Source organism: Micromonospora echinofusca (assembly GCF_017614955.1).
Lineage (GTDB): Bacteria > Actinomycetota > Actinomycetes > Mycobacteriales > Micromonosporaceae > Micromonospora > Micromonospora echinofusca_A.
The window spans coordinates 1-2,792 of the sequence record NZ_WVUH01000557.1 but is presented as its reverse complement, the minus strand read 5'-3'; the positions used below and the strand labels follow the sequence as shown (position 1 = coordinate 2,792).

At 76.2% G+C, this 2,792-nt stretch carries 4 protein-coding genes; all 4 read right to left on the bottom strand.

Translation table 11 applies throughout. From position 1 onward, the window contains the following. Positions 1-110: 110 nt before the first annotated feature. From mug to GSF22_RS32610, 4 genes are read right to left on the bottom strand one after another with little or no spacing between them, the layout of a single operon-like run. Positions 111-734 carry a G/U mismatch-specific DNA glycosylase gene (gene mug / locus GSF22_RS32625; RefSeq protein ID WP_208817759.1) on the bottom strand — a complete coding sequence of 208 codons (624 nt, stop codon included), beginning with the start codon at positions 732-734 and terminating at the stop codon, positions 111-113. Further along, complete coding sequence (locus GSF22_RS32620; protein ID WP_208817758.1) at positions 734-1,495, bottom strand: SDR family oxidoreductase; 762 nt, start codon at positions 1,493-1,495, stop codon at positions 734-736. The genes mug and GSF22_RS32620 overlap by 1 nt, the downstream gene beginning before the upstream one ends. A gap of 29 nt (positions 1,496-1,524) precedes the next feature. Then, positions 1,525-1,974, bottom strand: coding sequence for a hypothetical protein (locus GSF22_RS32615; RefSeq protein ID WP_208817757.1), 450 nt, complete (start codon positions 1,972-1,974; stop codon positions 1,525-1,527). Continuing rightward, complete coding sequence (locus tag GSF22_RS32610; RefSeq protein ID WP_208817756.1) at positions 1,971-2,792, bottom strand: DUF692 domain-containing protein; 822 nt, start codon at positions 2,790-2,792, stop codon at positions 1,971-1,973. Before GSF22_RS32610 ends, GSF22_RS32615 begins: the two co-directional genes overlap by 4 nt.

Here is a 2,792-nt window from a genome sequence, read left to right as displayed (position 1 = left end):
GCCCTGCCCGGCTTCGCCCGGCCCTGCCCGGCTTCGCCCGGCCCTGCCCGGCTTCGCCCGGCCCTGCCCGGCTTCGCCCGGTCCGGTCCGAAACCACGGTCGGGCCGGGCTCAGTCCGGTACGGTCGCGGCGGCCCGCAGATCCGCGAAGGCCACCCCCAGCGTCTGAGGCGTGTAGTGGGCGTTCAGACCGCTCGGGTTGGGTAGCACCCAGAGCCGGGCGCCACCGATGGTCTCCGGTTGCGGGCCGAAGACCGCCCGGGGCCGCCCGAAGCCGGCGCGGTACGCGGTGATGCCGGCGACCGCCACCCAGCGGGGCCGGTACCGTTCCACCTTCGCCACCAGGATCGCCGCGCCGGTGACCAGTTCCGTGCTGCTCAGCTCGTCCGCCCGGGCGGTGGTCCGGGCCACCAGGTTGGTGATGCCCACCCCGTACCGGGGCAGCTCGTCCTGCTCGCTCGGATGCAACTGGCGGGGAGTGAAACCACCCCGGTGCAGCGCCGGCCAGAACCGGTTGCCCGGGCGGGCGAAGTGCCAGCCGGTGGCACCCGAGTACAGGCCCGGGTTGATCCCGGCGAAGAGCACCGACAGGCCGGGGGCGATGACGTCGGCGATGGTGCGGTCGACCGCCGCGCGCAACTGCGCCGGGGTCGGTCGGGGGAGACCGGGCCCGGCGGGTACGCGGGTCGGGCCGGCGCCCCGGCGGGCCGGTGCCCGGTCGGGCCGGTCGGCCATCACAGCCCGCGCAGCGCGCCGCCGTCCACCGGGATGGTCACCCCGGTCAGGTAGCTCGCGGCGGGGGAGAGGACGAAGGCGGCGACCCGGCCGAACTCGGCCGGCTCGGCGATCCGGCGCAGCGGGATGCCCGCCTCCGCCTCGGCCCGGGCCCGCTCCGGATCGCCGCTGGCGGCGAGGAGCTCCCGGTTGCGGTCCGTCATGATCCGCCCCGGTAGCAGCCCGACCAGCCGGACGCCCTGGGGACCGTACTCGTCGGCCATGTCCTTGGCCACCCCGGCCAGGCCGGGGCGCAACCCGTTGGAGATGCCGAGACCGGCGATCGGGGTGCGGGCCGAGGTGGAGAGCACCAGCGCGATCGCCCCGCCGGCCGGCAGCGCGGCGGCGACGGTCCGGGCGGTACGCACGGTGCCGAGGAAGACGGTCTCGAAGGCCTGCCGCCACTGCTCGTCGGTGGCCGCCGAGGCGGTACCCGGCGGCGGGCCGCCGACCGAGATCAACGCCCCGTCCAGCCGGCCGAAACGGGTGCGGGCGGTCTCCACCAGCCGGTCCGGGGTGGCCGGGTCGGCGAGGTCGGCACCGATCGCCACCGCGTGCTCCGGGCCACCGAGCTGCGCGGCGGCGGCTGCGGCCCGCGCGGTGTCCCGCGCGGCGAGCACCACCCGGGCGCCGTCGGCCACCAGGCATTCGGCGGTGGCGAAGCCGAGCCCACGGGACGCTCCGGTCAGCACGTACACCCGGTCGGTCAGTCCGAGATCCATGCCGGTGATCCTGCCGTACCCGGTCGGGCTCAGTTGTCCCGGGCCGGGCGCAGCAGGCGTACCCGACCGGCGACCTGCACCGCGACGGCACCGCCGACCCGGACCAGCGCCGGCCACCGACGGGGCCGGGGTGTTCCGGTGCCGTCGTAGCGGGTGGTGGCCTCCCGGACGGCGAGTTCGTCGGCACCGAGCGACGGCAACGCACCCTGGTCGCGCAGCGTGCGGGCCAGGTCCCAGCCGTCGCGCAGCCCACCCCCGGTGGGTCGGCCGGCAGCCCAGTCGAGAAAAACCTGCGGCCATCGGCTGCCCAGCCCGGCGGCGAGCAGCGGCCAGTGCCGGGCCACCTCCCCGGCCCGTTTGCGCAGCAGGGCCGTCCGCGCCACGCCGACCAGCCGGAGGTCGAAGCCCTCCGGCACCTCGGCACCGGCGACCAGCGCGGCGACCAGGGCCGCCTGCCGGGCGGCGAGATCGCCGGTCATGTGACCGTCGGGTACCCGGAGGCGGCGGCCAGCGCGTCCAGTTCGGCGCGCAGCTCCGGCGCGGGCGGGTACGCCCCGTCGCGTTCCAGCAGCAGCGCCGGTGGGCGGTGCCGGGCGCACAGCTCCCGGACCAGGTCGACCACCGCTGCGGGGACCGGATGGGTGTGCGTGTCGTGGTAGACGCCGTCGTGTTCGGTACCGCCGGCCACGTGCACGTACGCCACCCGTTCCAGCGGGAGCCGGTCCAGCAGGGCGGTCGGCGCGGTACCCCGGTTCCGGGCGTTGGCGTACACGTTGGCGATGTCGAGCAGCAGCAGCGCGTCGGTGCGGGTCAGGATCTCGGTGAGGAAGTCCGCCTCGTCCAGTTCGTCGTCCGGCCAGTCGAAGAGCGCGGCGATCGGCTCCAACGCGACCGGCACCGGAAGCTCCGCCTGTACCCGCCGGACGTTGGCCACCACCGCGTCCACCGCCTCCCGGGTGCGGGGCAGCGGCAGCAGGTGACCGGCCTCCAGCCCGCCGGCCCGGACGAACGCGATGTGCTCGCTGACCAGCGGTGCGCCGAGTTGCTCGGCGGCGGCGGCGAACTGCGTGACCCGGGCCGGGTCGACCGGTTCGGCACCGCCGAGGGAGAGCCGTACGCCGTGCGGCACCACGGTGACGCCCCGGTCGCGCAGCTCGGCCAGACCGGTCGGCAGTGGACCGGTCGACGGCACCGACTCGGCGATCACCTCGACGAAGCGCAGGCCGGGCAGGTCGGCGATGAAGCCGGAGATCTCCGGCCGCCAGCCGATACCCACCCCGTACGGCCCCCCGGGGAT

What these genes read in the sequence shown, in the direction of transcription:
- mug (WP_208817759.1), bottom strand. Translation starts at nt 734, where the DNA reads ATGGCCGACCGGCCCGACCGGGCACCGGCCCGCCGGGGCGCCGGCCCG.
- GSF22_RS32615 (WP_208817757.1), bottom strand. Translation starts at nt 1,974, where the DNA reads ATGACCGGCGATCTCGCCGCCCGGCAGGCGGCCCTGGTCGCCGCGCTG.
- GSF22_RS32620 (WP_208817758.1), bottom strand. Translation starts at nt 1,495, where the DNA reads ATGGATCTCGGACTGACCGACCGGGTGTACGTGCTGACCGGAGCGTCC.